Source organism: Streptomyces pristinaespiralis (assembly GCF_001278075.1).
Classification (GTDB): domain Bacteria; phylum Actinomycetota; class Actinomycetes; order Streptomycetales; family Streptomycetaceae; genus Streptomyces; species Streptomyces pristinaespiralis.
In genome coordinates this window covers 420,095-441,183 of record NZ_CP011340.1, presented here as the reverse complement: position 1 = coordinate 441,183, position 21,089 = coordinate 420,095, and the positions used below count along the sequence as shown (strand labels likewise).

Genomic DNA, 21,089 nt, shown 5'->3' with positions numbered 1-21,089 from the left:
ACAGCCGGGGCGGCGGTGGGGCCGTCGATCCGTCGGGCGGAGACCGCACGAGGCGGGTCGGACCCCGTACTCATGGGCATGGCCACCGGCGTCCGACAGGTGGTTCGTCAGCACCGCGTCCCATGATTGCCGAACCCGTGGAATCCGGAGTGCATCAGGGCCGGGCCCATGGACCGCGCCCGCTGCCACATCCCGTACGCCTGCTGGTCAGCGCGCTGCTGTTCGCCGTGCAGGGCGTTGAGGATCACCAGGCCGCCGGTCAGAGCGGGAACCACCCACTGCATGCGCTGCAGCTGCTGCTGGGCCTTGACGGTGTCGACGGGGTGGCGGGAGGCCTTCTCGATGTCCTTGGGGTCATCGGACGAGGCCAGTTCGATCTTCTTGCCCAGAACGCGACTGTAGGCGGTGGCGGCCAGCGCGGCACCGGTCAGCACCGTCTTGGCCAGTGTGGAGACCGCCACTCCCTGCTGGCCCGCGACCCGGGGAGCGTTCACGGCCAGCAACCCGCTGCCGCCGACCAGATGGGCCCCGATCGCCGCGGCGTTGACCGGCACCCACTTGGCCCAGCCCGCACTGGCGAACCGCGCGGCCTCCTGCCCCGGACCGCCCTCCGCCGAGGCCGCCCCGTTCAACCCGACCGCTCCCATCAGAGAACCGCCGAACCAGGCTGCCAGCCCCAGGTCGTGCAGACTGCGGACGACGGTATTGCGTTGCGACATCATGTGACTCCCTCACACAGCACCAAGCACCGGCGTTCGACCGGCGCTCGCACCACCGTCACCGCCCACCGCACCACGCGCACCCCGGCGGATACGAACGGACCAATCACACCGCCGGAGCAGGTGCGGAATCGTCTGCTGTCAGCTGCCGGGCCCCGCCCCCGCCGGGCGCGCGATCGGCAGGTGTCCACGGGTTGCGATGCCCCACGGAGCGAGCGGCTTCCGGATGTGACCTGACGCGTCTCCGCCCCCGTGCGTTCGAGCCGATGGTGGCGCCGCTGCCGCGTCAGCGGCGCCCGGCTCCGCGGATCAGGCTGTGGCGGTTCATGTCGCGCGGTCCTGTTGCGAACGGGAACGCTCCGGCCCGGCGGGGTGAAGCGGCCGGTCGGAGTGAAGCGGAATTGATGGTTCCGTGACATCTGCCACAGTCGTTTCCGGTATCAGGACGGTCGATAGTAGATGCCACCCCCGGTGACATAGCGCTAATTGTCCATTTGGTAGGGGTATAGCGCCCACCGTGTGCGATGGTCTTCGGCCAGCTTGGCGCAGGTGCCCACCTTTGCGTCGGTGAAGGGATTTTGGCGGGGCGTCACACGGCCCTGGGAGACTCCGCGTGCGGGCCAGCACGCTCGTGCGCCCCTGGCAAGGGACGGCTGGAGCCTACGAACCGCGGTAGTAGAAGGCGCTCGTTGCCCTCCGTGCGCGACGGTCCCGACAATGGCCGCCCCGCAAACGGCGCCGCCGCAGGTCGCACACAGACGGGCCGGGCCAACAGATCTCGGTGGCGCTCCGCGATGACAATCGAGGTCACACATGAGCAAGCACCGCAGAACGACGCACTACCGGAAAATAACCATCGCCGCCCTCGCCGTGGCCGCCGTGGGCGTGCCCTCTGCCGCCATGGCCTGTATGGACCCGCAGGGGAGCCAGGACAGCCGGTCCCACGGCCGGTGGGAGAATGCACATTCCGACCGGCAATGGGACCGGGACGAGTCCGACCGGCGGTGGGACGCAGGCAAGTGGGACCGAGAGTCGACCCGGCCCGAGGTGCAGACGCGGACGCCTACCACGCCGCCGAGCACCCGGAAGCCGACCGCGCCCAAGCCGACCCCGCCCAAACCGGTGGCACCGAAGCCGACCGTGCCCAAGCCGACCACGCCGAAGCCGACCGCGCCCAAGCCGGTGGCACCGAAGCCGACCGCGCCCTCCACGACGGCACCGGCGTCCGGCGATGTCGCCCGCGTCGTAGCGCTCGTCAACAATGAGCGCGGCAAGGCCGGATGCTCCCCGGTGACGTTGAACGCGAAGTTGAGCAAGGCCGCGCAGGCTCACAGCGAGGACATGGCGGCCCACCGGAACATGTCCCACACGGGCTCCGACGGATCCGACCCGGGCGCCCGCATCACGCGTGCCGGATATACCTGGAGCACATACGGCGAGAACGTCGCCTACGGCTACGCGACCCCCGAGAGCGTCATGGCGGCCTGGATGGCCAGCCCCGGCCACAAGCGCAACATCCTCGACTGCGGGTTCAAGGAGATCGGCGTCGGCCTCGCACAGCCCGACAACTACTGGACGCAGGACTTCGGCACGGCTTCATAGGCGGCACTGCGCAAGACCGGAGTGACATCGCGAGGCCGCTGCCGCGTTCCAGCGGCGGTGGCCTCGCACGTCCACGGCCCGGCGATCACCCCGCGCTACCCTGCCCGGCGTCCCGCCCCCGTCTCAGGGCGTCCCACGTGACGGTGTGCTGAAGAACGAGACAGGGCGCTGTTGACGCTCGCCGTCCACGACGATGTCGACGGACTCGTTGTAGAAGGCCACCCGGTCCTTGATGATCCCCACGGAGGGCAGTGGATCGGGGTAGCTCCAGGCGATGTCGGGCCGTACGTCGCCGCTGCCCGCCCACGACCAGTAGTCCGTCGCCACACCCTTGTACGGGCAGCGGGTGTGCGAACCGGTCGGGGTGAAGAGGTCGAGGCGGACGTCCTCGCGCGGGAAGTAGTAGCGCACCGGCAGATCCGTCTCGAACAGCAGGACAGGCGTGCGCGTGTCCGCCACCACAGTGCCCTCGATCTCCACCTGCACGTGCCGGCTGCTGGGCAGCGCGTCCACCCGCTTATGAGGATCACGGGGGTGGACGAAGATCTCCTCGTCCTCCTCGTACCAGTGGTCGAGCACGTCCCGCCCGAACCACTCGAAACTGACGTGATCCGCCAGCTCCTCACCGGGGTAGGTCCATGCCGCCGCCGGGACCGTCCCGTCGGCGAGCACCAGGTCGTAGAAGAGCGTCGCGCCCGCATGACGGCGGGGGTTGGCCGGCCGTGCGGTCGCGCGCAGCAGATCCATGCGCACGTCGTCGGCCGGAAAGGCGTACAGGGGTACGGGGCGGCCGGGCTCCCACACGAGCACCGGTCGCCGGCTGTCCACGACCTTGACCTCCCCCTTCATGGCGCGCACCCAGCGTTCGCTCGGCTCCCAGACCACGCTCTCGATCGTGTCGTACCGACGGCCCACGACCGGCACGGATCGCGCGCCCTCATCGGGTGTGGTCATCGCTTACTCCCTCCTCGTCCCGGCAGTGGCCCGCCGGCGGTCGTGAGCCCTCGGCACCGCGGTGCCGCGCCTCATCCCATGTCCACGCTGCTCCGGATCCCGGCCGCCCGCAAACTCCTCGCCGCAGCCTTCGCGGCCCGGCGCCACCACGCGACGCCGCCGCACGGGTCCTTGACTTCGAGTGCACGCCAAGACCTAGCGTGCATGGCACGGCCCACCGAGAAGGTGCGCCGCGCTTCCCCTGCCTCCGCGCCGAGCCTCACGCCAGGGATCCCGGGCCAGGGCCAGGGCCCCGAGGTGCCGATCCACGCGATCTGCGGCTCCCTGGGTATGCGGGGCGGGAGACGACGGGGCGGCGGCCGTGCGGCCTCGCGCGCCGTGGGGGAGGACGCGCCGACGGGCGCGCGGCGAGCTTCGCCGCCACCGAACCGAAGATCGAACTGCAAGGAAGGGCTTGTACGCACATGGAACAGCGCACGCTTCGTGACCTTGAGGTGTCCGCCATCGGTCTCGGCTGCATGGGGATGTCCGCCTTCTACGGCTCCACGGACGAGGACGAGGGCATCCGGACCATCCGGCGCGCACTCGAGATCGGCGTCACCTTCCTCGACACCGCGCAGATGTACGGCCCGCTCACGAACGAGACGCTCGTCGGACGCGCGGTCCGGGGACACCGGGACGAGTACGTGATCGCGACGAAGTTCAACTACCGGATGGACGACGCCGTCCCGGGCGACATGAGCACCGTCGGGCGGCAGGACGGTTCGGCCGAACACGTACGCAGCTCGGTGCACGGCTCACTCGAACGGCTCGGCACGGACTACATCGACCTGTACTACCAGCACCGTGTCGACCCCCGCGTACCCATCGAGGAGACCGTCGGTGCCATGGCGGAGCTCGTCGCGGAGGGCAAGGTACGCCACATCGGCCTGAGCGAGGCGGGGGCGGAGACGATCCGCCGCGCGAACGCCGTCCACCCGATCACGGCGGTCCAGACCGAGTACTCGCTGTGGACCCGCGACCCGGAGGCCGAGGTGCTGCCCACGTGCCGTGAGCTCGGGGTCGGGTTCGTCCCCTACTCGCCGCTCGGCCGCGGTTTCCTGGCAGGCCGGTTCTCCTCTCCGGAGGAGCTCGACGAGGGGGACTTCAGGCGCAGCGGCCCGCGCTTCACCGGCGACAACCTCAAGACGAACCTCACGCTCGCCGAGAAGGTGAAGGAGATCGCCGCGGAGAAGGGTGTCACGGCGGCGCAGCTCGCGATCGCCTGGGTGCTGGCACAGGGCGACGACCTGGTCCCGATCCCGGGCACCAAGCGCCGCACCTACCTCGAGCAGAACGCCGCCGCGACGGAGGTCGAACTGACCGAGGACGATCTCGCACGCATCGCCGCCGAGCTCCCCGAGCCGGCCGGCGAGCGCTACGACGAGGCCGGGATGGCGGCCGTGGACATCTAGGGGCCTCTCGTTCGGATCTTGCCGGGCTCCGGCCTGATCCGAACGACAGACCCGAGGGACCCGAGGCCCTGACAGGCCCACCCCAGGGCGGGCGCCGGCCGGGACGGTGGTCTTTGGGCGAACCTCCTCGGAACTGTCACCTCGGCGGCACCGCATGTCTTCTTCCGCCACCGTCCGACCTGGGTCATCATGAGCCGCCACCGGCCGACAGAAGTCTGCGAAGAGGTGAACTCATGGCAGGGCTCCGGATGAGGCAGGGCGTACTGCGCCGTAAGCCCATCGAACAGATCGAAGAAGGCGCTCCGAGCGAGCAGCTCACCAGATCGCTCGGTCTCGGGCAGCTGACGGCCATCGGTGTCGGCGGCATCATCGGCGCCGGGATCTTCGCCCTCGCCGGCGCGGTCGCGAACGGTACGGCGGGGCCCGCGGTGCTCGTCTCGTTCCTGATCGCGGGCGTGGCGAGCGCGGCCGCGGCCTTCTCTTACGCCGAGTTCGCGGGCATGATCCCGAAGGCGGGTTCGGCCTACACCTACGGCTATGCCGTGCTCGGCGAGCTGGCGGGCTGGTTCATCGGCTGGGACCTGCTGCTGGAGTACACGGCGATCGTGGCGGTCGTGGCCATCGGGATCTCGGGCTACTTCGGCTTCCTCCTGGGGGCGCTGGGCGTGGACCTGCCCGTGTGGATGCTGGGCGCGCCGGGCACGGGCGAAGGGCGTCAGGTGGACCTGTTCGCGGTGATCCTGTGCCTGTTCACCGCCTACCTGCTCACTCTCGGCATCAAGAACGCGGCCCGGTTCGAGACGGTCGTCGTGGTCCTGAAGGTCCTCGTCGTCCTGCTGGTGATCGTGGTCGGCTTCTTCCACATCGACACCTCCAACTACAACCCGTTCTTCCCGTACGGAGTCGGCGGGGCGTTCACGGGCGCGGCGACCGTCTTCTTCGCGGTGTTCGGGTACGACGCCATGTCGACGGCGGCGGAGGAGTCCAAGGACGCCCAGCGCCACATGCCGAAGGCGATCATGTACTCGCTGGCGATCTCGATGGTGCTGTACGTGCTCGCCTGCCTGGTTCTGACGGGCATGCAGAACTACTCGGAGGTCGACCCGGAGAGCGGATTCTCCACGGCCTTCGAGTCGGTGGGGCTGCCCGGTCTCGCGAACCTCATCGCGGTGGGCGCGATCATCGGCATCCTCACCGTGATGTTCACCTTCATGCTGGGGGTGACCCGGGTGTGGTTCTCCATGAGCCGAGACGGGCTGCTGCCGAAGTGGTTCGCGAAGACGCATCCGACACGGCACGTGCCGGTGCGTGTGACGTGGATCGTCGGGGTGGGCTCGGCGCTGATCGCCGGATTCCTGCCGATCGGAGAGGCCGCGGAGCTCACGAACATCGGCATCCTCCTCGCGTTCGTCGTGGTGTGCATCGCCGTGATCGTGCTGCGCTACCGGCAGCCGGAGCTGCCGCGGCAGTTCCGCTGCCCCGGGATGCCCTTCGTGCCGGCGATCGGAGTCGCGTTCTCGCTCTGGCTGATCACGTTCCTCGCATGGCAGACCTGGCTGCGGTTCGCGGTATGGCTCGTGATCGGCCTGGTGATCTACTTCGCGTACTCGTACCGGAACTCGAACCTGGCCAGGGAGAGCGAGGGCGGCGCGACGAAGGAGCAGTGACGTGACGGGTGACGCCGCACCTGCGGGTGCGGCGTCACGCCCTCGGTGCGCGCATGTGGTCCCGCCGTACGCTGACATGTGCCCTTGCCCGACACGTCACTTGACCGGGAGGTCCTGACATGGCCAGTAGGTTCACCGAGCTCGCGATCGACTGTGCCGATCCTGCCGCGCTCGCCCGTTTCTGGTGCTCGGTCCTCGACTACGAGGTGCGGGACCAGGACGACGGGATCGTCACCATCGGCCCCTCTGCGGCACCCGACGGCGAGAACCACCGCGGTCCGGTGCCACCGGTGCTGACGTTCGCGCGAGTGCCCGAGGGCAAGACCGTCAAGAACAGGCTCCACATCGACGTCAACCCGACCGACAGGGAGCAGGACGAAGAGGTCCGTCGCCTGCTCGACCTGGGTGCCCGGCACGCCGACGTCGGCCAGGGCGACGAGAGCTGGGTCGTACTGACCGACCCGGAGGGGAACGAGTTCTGCGTCCTTTCGAGCCGCCGCCCCTGACGGCGCGGCACCGCGCACCGCGAACGGCCCCAGAGGGCCGAGCCGGCCGTGGCCGCGAGATCGTGCACAGAACCGTGCGCGAGGCGCGGACCGCCCTCGAACGGGCAAGCCGCGCGGTTCACACCTGACCCGGGCCCTCCCGGCACACCGTCGAACGGCCCCCGCCGGCCGATCACCGTCGGCGCAACGGTGGCCCGGGGCGGGCAGCTCAGCCGGTGGGTGTCAGGTTCCGCCTGGCGGCGGAGGCCAGGTGGTGGCGGGTCACCCGAGCGCACTCGTGCCAGAACGGCACGGCCGTCAGGTAGGCGCCGAGTGCGGAGAGGATGCCGAGGGAGACATCCACGCTGAGGCGTCCTTGCCTTGCCCAGTAGACGTCCTGCAGATCGAGGAGCAGGGCGAATTCATCGGCGATGAGGGCGGTTCCCGCGCCGTACGAGACGGCGATGGCGGGGTGGGCGACGGCACGGTCGTCGCCGCGCACGGCGATGATCCCGATGACCGCGAGGGTCGCGATGCCGATGTTGTAGTGGTGCAGGTGCCGGCCCCTGGCGGAAATGTTCCCCCACGGCAGCCAGCCGCCGCGGATGCCGTGGGTGATGGTCCGCACCGTTCCCCAAGTGACGCCGAACGCGATCCACGTCACGATCAGCGATCTCTTCGTGGGCGTGAGGTGCCGGGTCGCCGACTCGCGCCAGCGTGGGATCAGCAGGAGCCCCTGCCGGCGCGGTTGCCGGGCGGCGTCACTGGCCATGCGGATGGCCACCACCGACCGGGGCGCGAGGATCCGCGGCAGCAGAGGAGCGAACCGCGTCGGCCACGGCGTTCATGCAGCTGCTGCAGTAGCCCTCACGGTCGCAGGCTCCGTCCGGTGTCGGTGCCGCGCTGAAGATCCGCGCGCACAAGGCATTGCCGTTGGCGTCGACGGCATGCCACAGGAGGCCGGTGCCGGTCTCCGTCGCTACGTGCTCGGCGCACATGTTGTACATCGGCCACCTCCCACTCGAACGTTGTTGCGGTCCAACTCAAGGGAAACCCACGGTGGTCGAGGTGGCCATTCAAACGGTCCGAACCGGTGAATCGGGAGACCGGGGAGGTCCGGACCTCCTGGGGAGGAGCAACATCACCCCAGCGGTCGTTCCCTCGTCACCCTCGCGGGGGATTTGTGGGGCCGTCGGGGGCCGTCCACGAGCGGCCATGGCCCGGTGGCGCTCCCCGGCCCGGTACCGGCGGCGGCGTACGGGCCGGGATCCGCTCGGCGATCGGCTCGGCCCTTCCGGGCGGCCAGGGGCCCGGCGCACAGCGTTCGCGTTCCCCTCCCGGACCACGACGCGGTCCTCGAGGCAATTCCGCCGCACTGCGGGCGTGCGGACCACCCGCGACACCTGTTACCGGCCCACCGCGCACTCGCCTCTCCACGGTGCCCGCCGGCCCACGGACACCTGCCGCGACCGCAGTCCGTTACGGTGGACCGCGTCTCATGACCACCCGCAGTGGATCACTTCCCCCGGTCTCTCGGTAACGTCAGGGTATGAGTCATCCGCATCCCGAATTGAAAGCCGCTCCTCCGCTGCCGGCAGGAGGACTGAGGGTCGTCGCGCTGGGCGGCCTCGGCGAGATCGGCCGCAACATGACGGTGTTCGAGCACGCCGGGAAACTGCTGATCGTCGACTGCGGGGTCCTGTTCCCCGAGGAGACACAGCCCGGGGTGGACGTGATCCTTCCCGACTTCACCTCCATCCGCGACCGCCTTGACGACGTCGTGGGCATCGTCCTCACACACGGGCACGAGGACCACATCGGGGGCGTTCCCTATCTGCTGCGCGAGCGGTCCGACATCCCCGTCGTCGGATCGAAGCTGACCCTGGCCTTCCTGGAGGCCAAGCTCAAGGAGCACGGCATCAGGCCGCGCCCCGTGCGGGTCCGCGAGGGCGACCGGCGCGGGTTCGGCCCCTTCGACTGCGAGTTCGTCGCCGTCAACCACTCCATCCCGGACAGCCTCGCCGTGGCGATCCGTACCAGTGCCGGCATGGTGCTGCACACCGGCGACTTCAAGATGGACCAGTTCCCGCTGGACGACCGCATCACCGACCTGCGCGCCTTCGCCCGGCTCGGCGAGGAGGGCGTGGACCTGTTCCTCACCGATTCCACGAACGCCGAGGTACCCGGTTTCACCACGTCCGAACGCGAGTTGAACCCCGCGATCGAGCAGGTCATGCGCACCGCTCCGCGGCGCGTCATCGTCTCCAGCTTCGCCAGCCATGTGCACCGCATCCAGCAGGTGCTCGACGCCGCGCACCAGCACGGCCGCAAGGTCGCCTTCGTGGGCCGGTCGATGGTCCGCAACATGGGCATCGCCCGTGATCTCGGTTATCTGAAGGTCCCCTCCGGCCTGGTCGTGGGCATGAAGGACCTGGAACAGCTTCCGGAACACAAGGTCACCCTGGTGTGCACGGGATCGCAGGGCGAGCCGATGGCCGCACTCTCCCGGATGGCCAACCGCGACCATGTGATCCGCATCGGGAAGGGGGACACGGTCCTCCTGGCCAGCTCCCTGATCCCGGGCAACGAGAACGCCATCTACCGGGTGATCAACGGTCTGACCCGCTGGGGCGCCAACGTCGTCCACAAGGGCAATGCCAAGGTCCATGTCTCCGGCCACGCCAGCGCCGGCGAACTCGTCTACTGCTACAACATCGTCAAGCCCCGCAACGTCATGCCCGTGCACGGCGAATGGCGCCACCTGCGGGCCAACGGCGACCTGGCCGTCCGCACCGGCGTGGACCCGGACCGTGTGGTGATCGCAGAGGACGGTGTCGTCGTCGACCTGGTCGACGGGCGCGCGTCGATCACCGGCAAGGTGCCCGCGGGCAATGTCTACGTGGACGGCATGACGGTCGGCGGCGCCACGGAGGCATCGCTCAAGGACCGCGTCACCCTCGCGGAGGAGGGCGTGGTGACGGTGGTCGCGATCGTGGACGCCGACACCGGGGCGCTCGCGGAGGCACCGGACTTCCTGGCCCGCGGATTCGTCCACGACGATTCCACCTTCGAGCCCGTGATCCCGGTGATCGAGAAGACCCTGGCCAAGGCGGCGGAGGAAGGCGTCGGCGACGCCCACCAGCTCGAGCAGCTCATCGCCCGCGCGGTGGCCAACTGGGCGTTCCGTACCTACCGCCGCAAGCCCCTCATCATTCCGGTGATCATCGACGCCTGACCGGCGCCGTACACGGGCAACGGGCGGCAGCGGCCCGCCGGCCACCCGGCCGCTCCGTCTGCCGCAGGCGGAGATGAGCGGCCGGGGCCGGCAGCCGGCACCGAAGAAGGGGAGCAGGATGAGCGTGCGTTTCGCCGAACTCGACTGGAAGCCGACGCCGATGGGCGACATCTCTCTTCGGCGCCGGCGTGACCCGGGGTCGGGTGAGGACGTGTACGAGGTGAAGCTCGGCGACGAGTACCTCATGTCCAGCCTCTTCACAGCGGGCGAGATCGCACTCGCCCGCCTCGGCCTCGAGGGTCTGCCGGAGATGGGACTGGACGTGGCCGTCGGCGGTCTCGGCCTCGGCTACACCGCTCGCGCCGTCCTCGACGACGCCCGGGTCCGCTCGCTGATCGTGGTCGACGCGCTCGCCGAGGTGATCGGCTGGCACGAGCGCGGCCTCGTACCACTGGGGCCCGGCCTGGTGGACGATCCGCGCTGCCGGCTGGTCCACGGCGACTTCTTCGCCGGCGTCGGCGAGGACGGTGGCCTCGATCCCGACGACCCGGGCCGCCGTTTCCACGCCGTCCTGCTCGACATCGACCACTCGCCCCGGCAGGTCCTGCACCCCCGTCACGAGGCGCTCTACCGACCTGACGGGATGCGGGCGCTCGCCGGCCGGCTGCGGCCCGGCGGCGCCTTCGCGCTGTGGTCCAACGACCCGCCCGACGACAGTTTCAGCGCCGTGCTGGCGGACACGTTCGCGGAGTCCGAGGCCCATGTCGTCCATTTCGACAATCCGCTGCAGCAGGGCACTGCCGCCAACACCGTCTACGTCGCACGGAAGGGACCTGCCGGACCGTAGGGCGTGGGCGGACTTCACGCCCACGGCGCCCTGCGGCACTGCGGTGGCCCGTGCAACGGTGCCACCGGCTCAGTGCACCGCCGCGACATCGCCGGTGATCGCGGCGCGCAGGGTGTCGCCGCGGACGGCGGAGCCGTCGCCGGCCCAGCAGACGTAGCCGTCGGGACGGATGAGCAGGGCGGCAGCGCCCAGATCGTCGGTGCATGCGGCACGGACGAGGTCGACCCGTGGCGGGAGCCGGAGTCCGGCCGGGACGGTGCCGGCCAGATCGAGCAGGACGGCGTGACCCGCGCCGAACAGCGTCGACAGCCGGGTGGAGCCCCTTTCGGTGACCAGGTCGGCGTCCGGGATGCGCCGGCCGGTGAGCGGATGCTCCCCGGGCAACTCGTAGCCCAGTGAAAGGCCCGACATCAGTCCCGCGAGATGACGGTTGGTGTCGGGCAGCCGCAGCAGGTCGGTGAAGATGTCACGCAGGGCGGCCACGTCCTCGCTCGGGTTCGGAGCGGCCAGGACCCGCTGCGCCGACGTGTGATGCAGGACCTGCGCTCCTGCCGGATGCCGTTCGGCGTGGTAGCTGTCCAGCAAGCCGCTCGGCGCCCGGTCCTGGACCACCGCGGCCAGTTTCCAACCGAGGTTGAACGCGTCCTGAATACCGAGGTTGACGCCCTGGCCGCCCAGCGGCGGGTGGATGTGGGCGGCGTCGCCCGCGAACAGGACACGGCCGGTGCGGTAGTGCTCCAGTTGCCGAGTGGCGTCGGTGAACCGGGAAGCGTTGTCCACGGCGCCGAGGGTGGCCTCAGGGCCGTACACGGCCTGCAGCGCGGCGGTGATCTCCTGCGGGGTGACGGGGGTGTCGCGGTTGTCGTCCGTCCGGTCCGTCTCGTCCGCCTGGCCCGTGCGCCCGAAGGTGAACCGGTACTGATCGCCGCCGAGGGGGACCAGCACGGCCCAGTAACCGCCCGCGTGACGGGTCAGGTCGCTCATATGACCCACCCGGCTCGGAACCAGCGACGACACGGTGGACAGGCGGATGTCGGCCAGCACCGCCTGATGGGTCCCGGGCCTGCCGGGAAACGGAAGTCCGAGCAGCTTCCGCACCGTGCTGCGGCCGCCGTCGCACGCCGCCAGGTAGCGGCCCCGCACCTGCGGACCGCCCGCCGTCATGACCACCACTCCGTCGTCGTCCGACGCGACCCCTGAGACGGCAGTGCCCCGCACGACCCGCGCGCCGGCGGCGATCGCCCGCTCCTCGAACACTGCCTCGATCTCCCACTGAGGGATCGCGATCGGGAAGGGATGCCTGGTTCGCCAGGGTGCGCAGTCCAACGGCACGGGCAGCGCCGCGAAATGCCCGCCCACCGGCTCGTGCCCCACGGCCCGCCGAAGCAACGGCTCCAGCAGCCCGCGCGACTCCAGCAACTCAGCGGTACGTGGCTGGATCCCGCCGCCCTTCACCTGCTCGATGCGCCGCTCCAGCTTCTCGAGCACCAGGGTTTCCACCCCGGCCAGAGCCAGTTCGTACGCCAGCATCAAACCGGTCGGGCCGGCGCCCGCGACGACGACCTCGGTATCGATGCCGGTCTCGGTCTCACTCACGGTCTCGGTCTCGGTCTCGGTCAACACTTCACTCCACCTCGTCTCTCGCCTCGGGGTAAATGTATACCAGGTGCAGAAATACTCTCGGGGCAAGTCGCTGCTACGATGGCGCCCGTGGACGGCAAGCCAGGACTACGGGAACGAAAGAAGCAGCGGACCCACGCGGCGATCTCCGAGGCGGCGATCACGCTGTTCCTGGAACACGGCTTCAACCAGGTCTCGGTGGCCCAGGTGGCCGAGGCGGCCGAGGTTTCCAAACGCACCCTCTTCGCCTACTTCCCGACGAAGGAAGACCTCGTGGTACATCGCCTCGCCGACCACGAGACGGAGATCGCCCGCGTCGTGCGGGCCCGGCCGACCGGTGTTGCCCCGTTGACCGCCGTGCGCGAGCACTTCCTCAAGGGCCTGCGCGAGCGGGACCCGATCACCGGGCTCAACGACCATCCCCAGGTGAGGCGGGTCCATCAGATGATTCTCGACGCGCCGTCGCTGGTGGCCCGCATGGAGCGGTTCAAGACCGGCGCCGAACGCGCACTCACCCAGGCGTTGCGCGAAACTGCCGACGTCTCCGATCTCACCGCGCGACTGGCCGCCGTCCAAATCGTCGCGGTCCACTGGGCGCTGGCGCAGGACAACGCCGCACGCCTGGCATCCGGGGAGCCGGCGGACGAGCGCTGTGCGGGTGCGGTGACCGATGCGGAACATGCGTTCGCGCTGTTGGAGACCGGACTGCGGCAGCTGACGTGAGCCGGCCCGGAGCGTGACCTGACCTGACCTGACCTGATCTGGCCTGGCCTGAGCTGAGGTGGCTGACCTGGCCTGACTCGCAGCAGGACGCGGAGCCCGACGCGGATGCCCGTCGCCGGACGGGCCTGGGGCGGGGGTCAGTCCTCCGGGTCGAGGCCGCTGGCACGGGCGATACCGTCCAACTCCTTGTTGATCGCCTGCTGCTCGGTGGTCCATTCGTGGATCTGCTGGCGTAGTTCTGCGATTGCCGCAGGGTCGTTGGCGACCTCCGGCGTGACGACGGCGTAGCCGGGGCTGCCGTCCGGGCCGGGCATGTCGATGACCTCGTGGTCCATGCGTCCGGTGGTCGCGATCGCCATCACGGCCAGGAACTCGCGCTGGACATCGCCCGCGAAGTTCTCGCGGTCACCCGCTTCCAGAACGCCTTCGTGTCCTTCGGAGATCAGGCGGCTCATCTCCGTCACCGCCTGGTGCAGCGTCTCGAAGTCCTCCGGAGCCATCCGGGCCTTGACCGATTCCAGGTAGAGCTCGACCTTCGCCATCCGCTCCTGCGGCGTCTCGTCTGCATCGTCGTTCATCATCACACCCTGGTGCCCACAGACCTGCCCGTCCAGTCCGGCCCGGCGGCACCGAAGTGGGCGGAGCGGAGTCCAGGGGTACGCGGTGCCCGGCGGGGACTCCTACCGGCGCGATCCTCGCGAGGGCCGCGGTGACCGCTACGGGCGGCGGCCCCAGGCGGTGAGCATGCCGGGCGAGAACCCGTGGAAGCCGGGCGCGTCGAGACAGCGCACGGCGTCGTCGATGGTGGCCTCGTCGACGAGCCGTGTCGCAGTCATCGCAGGACGGGCCCGTCGCCAGGTCTCGACCCAGAACCTGTTGATGGGGCTGCCGGGCACGAGCGGCGGCACGTGGATCTCCGCCGCCACGGACTCCAGGCCCGCTGTCCCGAGCATTCGAGGACAGTTCGGCACCCAGGTCACGTCGGTGCCGATGGTGTCGTGCAGCCCCTGCCACATGGCCCGCATGGTGGAGGTGAAGGAGTTCTCCGGGGAGTCGCGCGTTGTCAGATCCACCGCGTCGCTGACGACCAGGAGACCACCGGGCGCGAGCATCGCCGCCAGCCGGTCGATCATGCGGCCGGGATCCGGGAGGTGCATGAGGACGAACCGGGCGTGCACGAGGTCGAAGCGCCCCGGTGCGAAGCCGTCCGAGGTGATGTCCGCTTCGAGTGCCGTCAGGCCCGGAGTGGGTTCCGCGGCCAGGAACCGTACGTCGCGGTCCACGGCCACCACCTCCGCCGCGCCCGCCTCGCGCAGCAGCGCCCGTGCCACGGTGCCGGTACCTGCACCGACGTCCAGACAGCGCCAGCCGGGGCCGACCCCGAGCTCGCGCAGCCGGGCGGTGGTCGTGGCGTCGTAGGCGAGGGCCCCGAGGTCGATACGGTCGCCCTCGCCCTCGTCCTGGGGACGGAACACGTGCTCGCCGTAGTGCTGCTCGTCGGCTGTCCGGCGCGCGTTCTCCCGGGGAGAGGCGCTGTGTGCCATGAGCCCATTGTCGTGCCGAGCGGGGTCGCCCACCTCATGAACGGCGGCGAGGCCGTATGCCGCCCGGTCGCGGCGTCCTCACGCGGTGGTGGCGGCATCGTTCGCGCCGCTGCGACTCACCTGCGGCTGCTCACGGGCAGTCCCGCACGCGAGAGCTGTTCACGCACATTTACGCGCGTGACTCGCAGTTACGCACGTGACACGCAGTTACGCACGGGCGGCTCTCACGCACTGCCGCTCACGTGGGTGGATCCGTCGCAGGTCCTCCGCGAGGCAGTCCAGCCACTGCTCGAGGTCGACGAGGACGGGCAGCGCGGGGCCGCAGACCGGTAGCCGCACACCGGCCGGGCCGCTGAGGGGCCGCGTCGCGCGGCCCTCGCACCGGTCGGCGGCCTGCCGGGTGGCATCGGCCAGGCGGTCGGCGTTCGCACGTGCCCAGTCGGCGGCAGCAGGCGGGATGCCGGTGCCCGAGCGGTCGTAACGGGGGAGTTGGTGCGCGCCGATCAGGACGTGCTGAGCGGTGAGGAGGACCGAGTGCCAGTCCGTCGGGGTGCGGGCAGGGTCGTCATCCGGTTCACTCCGGGACTGCGCGTACGCGGCCTCGGCAAGACGCAGGCGGTGCAGGCTGTGCCACGTGGCTGCCCTGGGCACGGTGGCCGGCCGGTCGGACAGCACGGCGCCGACCGTGGCCGGGGCGAGAGGAGCGGTGGCCCGCAGCAGAGCGGCCATGCTCCGGCGCACTTCGCGCCGGGCGCCCGCCGGCCAGGCGAGCAGTCCGCACGCCAGCCCGATGACGCTGCCCGCCAGCACGTCCACGATTCTCGCCTCCGCGAGCTGCCAGGAGGCGGGCGCGAGTTGGGCGAATGCCGTGGCCACCACGAGGGTGAACAGTCCCTGGGCCCAGGCCACGCCCAGGAGGGGCCCGAGGGAGAACGCGGCGAGCATCGCGGGCGCGAGGAGGCCCGCGTAGGCGTGCGGTTCGTGACCCACCCCGTACAGCAGCACGCCGGCGGCGAGCGCCCCGACGAGGGTGCCTGCCAGCGCGGATCGCACGGCGGTCCAGGTCTCGCCCGCGGTGGTGCGGCCCAGGGTCAGTACGGCGAGCAGCACCCAGAAACCGTGCGTCAGGTCCAGCGAACCGGCGACCAGCCGGGCCGCGCCGAGGCCGATCGCCGTACGGGCGGCGTTCTGGAACATGACGGACCCGAGCGTCGTGTTGCCGGCCAGCCGCCGGAACCACAGCCGGAGGGCGGGGGCGTCGGCGTACCAGAACAGTTCGCGGGGCTCGATCGGGGGCGTGCGCCGACCGCTGACGGCAACCATGACGGCGGTCCGGGCGATGTCCGCCGACCCGGCGACGGCGAGCACCGCGGCCTGGTGGCGCAGCTCCGACAGGTCGGGAGCCTTCCGCGCCGCCGAGCGGCGTATCCGCGTGTCCTGGAAGTCCCGCATGGCGTGGTGCAGCGCATCCGGATCGCCGGCAGGACATCCCGAGCGCAGCGACGCGGCAGTGGCGGCGCAGACGGATGCGACCAGACGCAGCAGACCCGCCGACGACGGATCGGAGGCGGGGGAGGGGGCGGTGTCATGAGAGGGAGTGGCGCTGGAACGGGGGCTGGTCGGGGCGGGGGTCTCGGTCAGGCGGGCCAGTTGTTCCAGCAGCCGCCGGGTCGCCGCGCCCGCCTGGGCGAGGGCGCGGTCGGTGCGCCACGGCCCGGCGGGGCGTTCCGCGGGCGGCAGGCGGGAGGGGCGCAGTCCCGGACTCGACGCGCGCAGGGCGGCAGCCGTGTCCGGTGGCGCTGGACCGTGTGCCGCCGCCGCGGACGCGGCGGCGGCTGTGGCCTCGGCGTCGGCGAGTCGTGACCGGTAGGAAGGGCTCGGAGCGGCGGGCAGCACCAGGCGTTCGCAGAACGCCAGCAGCACCGCACCGAGCGTCAGCCCGGCCAGCCGCTGCCAGAGCGTTTCGGGGGCGTACGGGGGAAAGCACGCCAGGATGTAGAACAGTTGGAGCCCTGGAGCTGCCCCGCCGACCCGCGGCCCCGCGACCGCCGCGAAGCAGAGGGCGAAGCCGACGGCCACCATTCCGGCCGTCGCGGCCGCGGTGCTCCCGGCGAGCGCGGTCCCCAGCGTGACGAGGCACAGACCGGCGGGGAGCGACCCCAGAATGACGGCGGCCCGCTGCCTGCCCGACCCGGGGACGGGGGACAGGACGCCCAGTGCCACCGGGGCGAACAGGGCGTAGAGCGCCATCTCCGGCTGGTGGAGGCCGTACACGAGGGGGTAGAAGCCCGCGGATGCCGCGAGAGTGACCCGTACGGCCCGGCGCACCGCCTGCGTACGCCGCTGGGCGGACCGCCGCTCGGCCATCTTCGGCACGCTCCTTCCGCCGGTGTCCGCGCCGGTGACCTACGCGGCGCCCGTCGCGTGTCCCTTTCTCATTGTCGGCGCGGTGCGGCTCGTCGGCGCGGTGCGGCGCGGGCTGTGCGGTGCCGCGCGGCTGTGCGGTGTGGCGGGTGCGATGCGGCTGTGCGGGGCGCGGTGCCGCGGCTGGGGGGACTCTTCGTCCGCTGCCCTGCCGCGTCCCGTGTGCGCAACGGCCATGGCTGGGGGTGCACGGACCGCTTCGGTCGAGCGGTGACCGGTATCAGGCATGCTGTGCGGCGAGAAGGGCTTGCGTGAGCCACTTCAGTTCTTCGCTCGCGTCGGGGGACGAGTACTGTCCGCGCACGCGGGCGACGAGCCTGCGGTAGCGCTCCATACCTGCCTCGACTCCTGCCTCCAGGCACAGCAGCACGGCGGCGCGGTCCGAGTCGCCGAACAGCTTGGACAGGACCTCGGCCGCTGCCGGTTCGTCGGGGGCGATCCCGCGCTTCCTGACCTCAGCGACCGTCTGAACGATGTGCCTGGCCCACCAGATGGACGCTCCGGGGGGAGGGCCCTGCCCCGGGAGGGGGGTGCTCAGCTCGAGCATGGTGCGCATGCGGGCGCGGAAACCGGGGTCCCGTACCAACTCGGCCAGTTCGATCCAGGCGTCGACCTGGTCGGGTGTGGGATCGTCGGGCAGTTCGATGGTGAAGGTGCGCATACGATCGTGCAGCCGCGGGTCGGCGTCGAGCCCGCCGAACACCTCCTCCTTGAACTCGTCGATGATGTGCTTGCGTTCGGCGGCGGAAAGCCGCGCCAACCGGTTCATCAGTGCTGTCTCCTCAGCGGTCGAACCACGTTTCGCTACGGTGGACAGGACGGCCCGGCTCACCTTGAGGGAGCGGATCTGCGCATCGAGCGCGGCCACGTGCGCGGTGGCGATATCGGCAACCGTGGTGTGACCACCCAGGACCCGGCACACGTCGTCGAGGCCGAGGCCGAGTTCCCGCAGGGTGCGGACCAGCTCGACGCGTGCCACGGATGCGGCGTCGTACAGCCGGTAGCCGCTCGCGGAGCGGGCTGCGGGCGGCACTGCTCCCTTGTCCGACCAGAAACGCAGAGTGCGCACGGGAAGTCCGGTGCGATGTGCGAGCTGACCGATGGTGAGTCCGTCGGGGTGTTCGTCCATGGGGCAGATCATGAACGTTCCAGCCGCTGGAGACTCAAGTGCCTGGGCGTTCGAGTCGGTGGATGCCCCTGACGTCGATGTCTTGGGTCAGGCTCAGGCATCCGCCGGTAGGTCACGTAGGAGAAGGAACCTTCGACATCCGACGGGGCGACTTGTGCGACGTGCCCCCGACCGGTGTCGTGGGTGTCGATCCTGATCGAGCCGAGCCGAGCCGAGCGGATCGTCGTCGTTGAGGCACCCGGAGTCCTGTCCCCCGAGGGTCAGCGACATCGAGAGACCGAAGGGGACGGTGATGGATGGGTGCGCCACCTGGCCGGCGTTCATGTCATGGGTTTCCCCGTTGCCGGGCCACACGGAGTTGTCCAGCCCGCTCGAGGCGTCGACGGTGAGATAGACGCTGTCCGGGTCGGCCTGGACCTCGTCCGGAACTCGTACCAGCCCGGGAATGGCGAGGACGGTAGATGGCCGAAGTCCGTCCCGGTGGCCGGCTTCAGGCACCACAGCTCACGATCGTGGAGGTGGGCACGGCTTGTCATTGCTCCGGTGGTTGGTCCGCCCCGGCAAGAGGTAACGGGGGCCTTGAGGACGCCGGTTGTGGACGGCGGATCGGGCATTTCCCGTGAGGAGGGGAGCGTCGACCGGAATTCTTGGGCCGCGGCGGCCTGGTTGCCCACATCGAACTGGCACCCGTTATGGTTTGAATTATTGACGAGTTGACGACAGCGGCGTCACCTGGTCGCCTTTTGTTCCAAGAGTAAGTCTCGGGGCGGGAAACGGACCACTGGGGCAAAGGCATCCTCGGTGAAGGGCTCGTATTTCCGCTCGAAGGTGCCTGGCGGGATATCCTGGCCTTGTCAGGTAGCGCATCGGCGAGCGCGAAGCTACGCCGCGATGGTCGTCAAACGGACGTCCGGGGTTCAGTCAGCTCCGTATCGACTGCGTCTCTTCCGCTCGACCACTTATGGGTGCGTGACACCTCGGGGTTCGAACACATGGAGAATGTCCCTCGAACCGGTCGGGAAGGAAATCTCGATGTCGCGCACGGGTAACTCCGAGGGAACTTACCTGCATTCCACAATGTGACCGTCCTGGTCCTACGGCAACGTGGCGAAACCGTGATGGTGGTGACGAAGGAGCGAACGGCCGTGCCCCGAACCAATCCTTACATCGATGAGCAGCACAGTGACTTCGGAGCGTCCGCAGAAGCCAGAGGCTGGCAGGCCGGCTACGACGCCGGCATCAGCGCTCCCCCCGACGTACCGCAGGGGCCGTTGACCCGGCATACCGGATTCATGGATGCCTGGGCGGAGGGCGCGGCCGCCGGCAACGCCGACGGCCGGACCGAGGGCTGGCGCCTGAGGCCCGTGACGGACAACAGCGGGTTCGTCATCAAGGTGCCGGGCGTACAACCGGAGGACAGTGGGGAGAGCGGTGAGAACGCCGGCTCGTTCACCATGGCTTGGAAGAGCGTAGGGGCCCTTCCGCTGGACCTGATCCTGCGGCAGTTCGCTCCTGGGGCTGACGGCGGCCCCCACCCTCAGCTCGCCGGCCACGCGCTGAACCAGGTGTGCGCCGACAAAGGAGGTCCCGCCCAGCTGTACCTCCCGCTCTGTGTCTCCCCACCTCACGGTCTCTCTGGGGACGCCCTTCTCGAAGCGGGCTACTGGCACGGCGATGTGACGGACTCCTTCGACGACGCGGGGCGGGCGGCCGGCCTCCACGCAGCCGTCCGAGTGCCGCACTTCCCGGGCCTGGTTCGATACCGCCCCGCGGGCGCCCACAACTTCTGGGACTGGCTGCCCCTGCAACAGGGCCGGCCCGAGGAACCGTGAGCCGGGCCGCGAGCAGCCTCGATCGAAAGCCGACATGCCTTTCGGCCGGCCCAGGGTGACGCCGACGTTTGCGGCTACCCGGACGGCGGGCGATGTTTCGGCGACGGGCGTCGGTTCAGCCGTCGCTTGCCGCGTCGGGGGTGGCGTGGTTCAGCGGGTGGGGAAGGGGGCCAGAGCGAGTTCCCATTGACCGGCTGCGTGGCGCAGGGCTGTGGTGTCGAGTTGTAGTGCCAGGGCGTTCTGGTAGATGTCCGGTCCGCCGTCGCCCTGTTGACATGGTGGTGCGGCTTCCAGGGAGAGATGGACGCGTATCAGTGTGCTGTCCTCGCCTTCAGCCTCGCCCTGGGCGGCGAGGCTGAAGGCGAGGACGGGTTCGGTGAACGTGATGTCGGGGGACAACTCACCGTCGGCGTCAGGTGGGGTCATGGCCACTCTCCCCGCTGCGACGGCGCGCAGCCATCCGGTCAGCTGGTGGGCTTCGTCGGTGAGGAGGCAGGGGTCGGTAAAGGACCAGCTGCCGTGGGGAGTTGTCACAGAGCCGCCGATGACGAGCCAGTTGTCGTCGTACATGTCGCCCGTGACTTTGGGGAACTGGTAGCGCAGTGGGCGGAGGTCGATGCTGCTGGAATCGTCACTCAATCGCACCGGCGAAGGATCTCACGGCGCTCGCCGCTCGGCGCTTGATAAGTCCGAGTCCGTGGAGGCGTCTTCTCGTTGATGGCGATTCTTGAAACTCAAAGAGCGCCATCATCGCTCGGTGACGCCGGCTCGGTCTGCTGGATGACTGTGAGTCTGCGGTCTGTCGAGGGCGGATTGAGTGGGGCCTGAGCCGTCCGGACGAATTCTCGTAGGGC

The 21,089-nt window shown here is 70.0% G+C and carries 18 protein-coding genes; 8 read left to right on the top strand and 10 right to left on the bottom strand.

Features of this window, described 5'->3' with window-relative positions; all coding sequences use genetic code 11:
- Window positions 1-107: 107 nt before the first annotated feature.
- Window positions 108-719, bottom strand: coding sequence for a hypothetical protein (locus tag SPRI_RS01645; RefSeq protein WP_005307371.1), 612 nt, complete (start codon window positions 717-719; stop codon window positions 108-110).
- An 813-nt stretch (window positions 720-1,532) separates the two neighbouring features.
- Between SPRI_RS01645 and SPRI_RS01640 the strand changes: the two genes are divergently transcribed.
- Window positions 1,533-2,321, top strand: coding sequence for a CAP domain-containing protein (locus tag SPRI_RS01640; RefSeq protein WP_037772906.1), 789 nt, complete (start codon window positions 1,533-1,535; stop codon window positions 2,319-2,321).
- Window positions 2,322-2,444: 123 nt separating this feature from the next.
- Here the strand turns inward: SPRI_RS01640 and SPRI_RS01635 are convergent, their stop codons facing one another.
- Window positions 2,445-3,275, bottom strand: coding sequence for a DUF427 domain-containing protein (locus SPRI_RS01635; RefSeq protein ID WP_005307365.1), 831 nt, complete (start codon window positions 3,273-3,275; stop codon window positions 2,445-2,447).
- Window positions 3,276-3,739: 464 nt separating this feature from the next.
- Between SPRI_RS01635 and SPRI_RS01630 the strand changes: the two genes are divergently transcribed.
- The 3 genes from SPRI_RS01630 (at window position 3,740) to SPRI_RS01620 (ending at window position 6,902) form a co-directional block, all read left to right on the top strand.
- On the top strand, window positions 3,740-4,729 hold the full coding sequence (locus SPRI_RS01630) for an aldo/keto reductase (protein ID WP_005307363.1): 990 nt from the start codon (window positions 3,740-3,742) through the stop codon (window positions 4,727-4,729).
- Window positions 4,730-4,962: 233 nt separating this feature from the next.
- Window positions 4,963-6,396 (top strand): amino acid permease, encoded by a 1,434-nt coding sequence (locus SPRI_RS01625; RefSeq protein ID WP_037772903.1) that lies wholly within the window; start codon window positions 4,963-4,965, stop codon window positions 6,394-6,396.
- Window positions 6,397-6,515: 119 nt separating this feature from the next.
- The gene (locus SPRI_RS01620) at window positions 6,516-6,902 is read left to right on the top strand and encodes a VOC family protein (RefSeq protein WP_005307357.1); all 387 of its coding nucleotides are present in this window, start codon (window positions 6,516-6,518) and stop codon (window positions 6,900-6,902) included.
- Between the two features lie 208 nt (window positions 6,903-7,110).
- Here SPRI_RS01620 and SPRI_RS01615 read toward each other — a convergent pair whose 3' ends face one another.
- Together SPRI_RS01615 and SPRI_RS38375 are read right to left on the bottom strand one after the other, a co-directional pair.
- Window positions 7,111-7,653 (bottom strand): hypothetical protein, encoded by a 543-nt coding sequence (locus tag SPRI_RS01615; RefSeq protein WP_037775717.1) that lies wholly within the window; start codon window positions 7,651-7,653, stop codon window positions 7,111-7,113.
- Window positions 7,643-7,888 carry a hypothetical protein gene (locus SPRI_RS38375; RefSeq protein ID WP_005307351.1) on the bottom strand — a complete coding sequence of 82 codons (246 nt, stop codon included), beginning with the start codon at window positions 7,886-7,888 and terminating at the stop codon, window positions 7,643-7,645. The genes SPRI_RS01615 and SPRI_RS38375 overlap by 11 nt, the downstream gene beginning before the upstream one ends.
- Window positions 7,889-8,430: 542 nt before the next feature.
- Here SPRI_RS38375 and SPRI_RS01610 point away from each other — a divergent pair.
- Both SPRI_RS01610 and SPRI_RS01605 read left to right on the top strand, forming a co-directional pair.
- A complete protein-coding gene (locus tag SPRI_RS01610) occupies window positions 8,431-10,116 on the top strand; it encodes a ribonuclease J (RefSeq protein ID WP_037772901.1) in 1,686 nt (561 codons plus the stop codon).
- 118 nt (window positions 10,117-10,234) lie between these two features.
- On the top strand, window positions 10,235-10,963 hold the full coding sequence (locus SPRI_RS01605) for a polyamine aminopropyltransferase (RefSeq protein WP_005307346.1): 729 nt from the start codon (window positions 10,235-10,237) through the stop codon (window positions 10,961-10,963).
- A gap of 69 nt (window positions 10,964-11,032) precedes the next feature.
- Here the strand turns inward: SPRI_RS01605 and SPRI_RS01600 are convergent, their stop codons facing one another.
- Window positions 11,033-12,493 (bottom strand): FAD-dependent monooxygenase, encoded by a 1,461-nt coding sequence (locus SPRI_RS01600; protein WP_234020488.1) that lies wholly within the window; start codon window positions 12,491-12,493, stop codon window positions 11,033-11,035.
- Window positions 12,494-12,664: 171 nt separating this feature from the next.
- On the opposite strand from SPRI_RS01600, the gene SPRI_RS01595 reads away from it, so the two are divergent.
- A complete protein-coding gene (locus SPRI_RS01595) occupies window positions 12,665-13,306 on the top strand; it encodes a TetR/AcrR family transcriptional regulator (protein WP_005307340.1) in 642 nt (213 codons plus the stop codon).
- A gap of 137 nt (window positions 13,307-13,443) precedes the next feature.
- Here the strand turns inward: SPRI_RS01595 and SPRI_RS01590 are convergent, their stop codons facing one another.
- The 4 genes from SPRI_RS01590 to SPRI_RS01575 all read right to left on the bottom strand — a co-directional run bounded on the left by SPRI_RS01590 (window position 13,444) and on the right by SPRI_RS01575 (window position 18,403).
- On the bottom strand, window positions 13,444-13,884 hold the full coding sequence (locus SPRI_RS01590; protein WP_234020302.1) for a hypothetical protein: 441 nt from the start codon (window positions 13,882-13,884) through the stop codon (window positions 13,444-13,446).
- Between the two features lie 138 nt (window positions 13,885-14,022).
- The gene (locus SPRI_RS01585; RefSeq protein WP_005307336.1) at window positions 14,023-14,850 is read right to left on the bottom strand and encodes a class I SAM-dependent methyltransferase; all 828 of its coding nucleotides are present in this window, start codon (window positions 14,848-14,850) and stop codon (window positions 14,023-14,025) included.
- Between the two features lie 207 nt (window positions 14,851-15,057).
- Window positions 15,058-17,217, bottom strand: coding sequence for an FUSC family protein (locus SPRI_RS01580; protein WP_053556651.1), 2,160 nt, complete (start codon window positions 17,215-17,217; stop codon window positions 15,058-15,060).
- 277 nt (window positions 17,218-17,494) lie between these two features.
- Window positions 17,495-18,403, bottom strand: coding sequence for a helix-turn-helix domain-containing protein (locus SPRI_RS01575; protein WP_053556650.1), 909 nt, complete (start codon window positions 18,401-18,403; stop codon window positions 17,495-17,497).
- 1,145 nt (window positions 18,404-19,548) lie between these two features.
- On the opposite strand from SPRI_RS01575, the gene SPRI_RS01570 reads away from it, so the two are divergent.
- Window positions 19,549-20,235, top strand: a complete 687-nt coding sequence (locus tag SPRI_RS01570) for a hypothetical protein (protein ID WP_159039465.1) — start codon at window positions 19,549-19,551, stop codon at window positions 20,233-20,235.
- Between the two features lie 150 nt (window positions 20,236-20,385).
- Here SPRI_RS01570 and SPRI_RS01565 read toward each other — a convergent pair whose 3' ends face one another.
- Window positions 20,386-20,880: a WapI family immunity protein gene (locus SPRI_RS01565; protein ID WP_053556648.1), complete on the bottom strand. Its 495-nt coding sequence runs from the start codon at window positions 20,878-20,880 to the stop codon at window positions 20,386-20,388.
- Between the last annotated feature and the right edge of the window lie 209 nt (window positions 20,881-21,089).

Excerpts from the sequence above, each read along its gene's own strand:
- SPRI_RS01645 (WP_005307371.1), bottom strand. The coding sequence starts at position 719 with ATGTCGCAACGCAATACCGTCGTCCGCAGTCTGCACGACCTGGGGCTG.
- SPRI_RS01640 (WP_037772906.1), top strand. The coding sequence starts at position 1,533 with ATGAGCAAGCACCGCAGAACGACGCACTACCGGAAAATAACCATCGCC.
- SPRI_RS01635 (WP_005307365.1), bottom strand. The coding sequence starts at position 3,275 with ATGACCACACCCGATGAGGGCGCGCGATCCGTGCCGGTCGTGGGCCGT.
- SPRI_RS01630 (WP_005307363.1), top strand. The coding sequence starts at position 3,740 with ATGGAACAGCGCACGCTTCGTGACCTTGAGGTGTCCGCCATCGGTCTC.
- SPRI_RS01625 (WP_037772903.1), top strand. The coding sequence starts at position 4,963 with ATGGCAGGGCTCCGGATGAGGCAGGGCGTACTGCGCCGTAAGCCCATC.
- SPRI_RS01620 (WP_005307357.1), top strand. The coding sequence starts at position 6,516 with ATGGCCAGTAGGTTCACCGAGCTCGCGATCGACTGTGCCGATCCTGCC.
- SPRI_RS01615 (WP_037775717.1), bottom strand. The coding sequence starts at position 7,653 with ATGGCCAGTGACGCCGCCCGGCAACCGCGCCGGCAGGGGCTCCTGCTG.
- SPRI_RS38375 (WP_005307351.1), bottom strand. The coding sequence starts at position 7,888 with ATGTACAACATGTGCGCCGAGCACGTAGCGACGGAGACCGGCACCGGC.
- SPRI_RS01610 (WP_037772901.1), top strand. The coding sequence starts at position 8,431 with ATGAGTCATCCGCATCCCGAATTGAAAGCCGCTCCTCCGCTGCCGGCA.
- SPRI_RS01605 (WP_005307346.1), top strand. The coding sequence starts at position 10,235 with ATGAGCGTGCGTTTCGCCGAACTCGACTGGAAGCCGACGCCGATGGGC.
- SPRI_RS01600 (WP_234020488.1), bottom strand. The coding sequence starts at position 12,493 with ATGCTGGCGTACGAACTGGCTCTGGCCGGGGTGGAAACCCTGGTGCTC.
- SPRI_RS01595 (WP_005307340.1), top strand. The coding sequence starts at position 12,665 with ATGGCGCCCGTGGACGGCAAGCCAGGACTACGGGAACGAAAGAAGCAG.
- SPRI_RS01590 (WP_234020302.1), bottom strand. The coding sequence starts at position 13,884 with ATGAACGACGATGCAGACGAGACGCCGCAGGAGCGGATGGCGAAGGTC.
- SPRI_RS01585 (WP_005307336.1), bottom strand. The coding sequence starts at position 14,850 with ATGGCACACAGCGCCTCTCCCCGGGAGAACGCGCGCCGGACAGCCGAC.
- SPRI_RS01580 (WP_053556651.1), bottom strand. The coding sequence starts at position 17,217 with ATGGCCGAGCGGCGGTCCGCCCAGCGGCGTACGCAGGCGGTGCGCCGG.
- SPRI_RS01575 (WP_053556650.1), bottom strand. The coding sequence starts at position 18,403 with ATGGACGAACACCCCGACGGACTCACCATCGGTCAGCTCGCACATCGC.